Annotated in this window: 1 protein-coding gene; it reads right to left on the bottom strand. The window is 43.9% G+C overall.

The window, feature by feature from the left end; all coding sequences use genetic code 11:
- Positions 1 to 424: prealbumin-like fold domain-containing protein (locus LJD34_RS16870; RefSeq protein WP_227360386.1), on the bottom strand; the 424-nt coding region annotated here is incomplete at both ends.

Below are 424 nucleotides of genomic sequence, written 5' to 3'. Positions count from 1 at the left end.
AAAACTGGTTACTTCCAGATAATACGGCAAGGTCGCCGTCCTCGGTAATCTGTGTTACATATAAGCCCTTAATCTGTTCGGACTTATCGCCAGCCTGCATATATGCACCGTCTAACAAGTAACCGTTTGGAGCTTTTGTTTCTTCTACGGTTAGTGTTCCTAAAGGAAGAACGGCTTTTCCGTCCTGCATATAGAAACTGTCGCCAGATACCTTGTATGCGTCCGCTAATTTTGTGATGTAATGAGCTGTCCCGTCGCTGTCTGTTTCAGCGATTGTCTTTGTAACCCATGTACGAGTAGCTTTGGCAGGGAGATTGTCTTTATTGTAGAAGCTAGCATAATACTTCCATGTAAATTCCGCACCTGCTAGAGAAGCGTTTCCCTGCGGATTGTCTTTCTGTGTTTCCATATCAATCTTGAAAAG

Source organism: Faecalibacillus sp. MSK20_93 (assembly GCF_020589945.1).
In the GTDB taxonomy this organism is placed as follows: Bacteria; Bacillota_I; Bacilli_A; order Erysipelotrichales; family Coprobacillaceae; genus Faecalibacillus; species Faecalibacillus intestinalis.
This window is presented reverse-complemented; position numbering and strand designations above follow the sequence as displayed.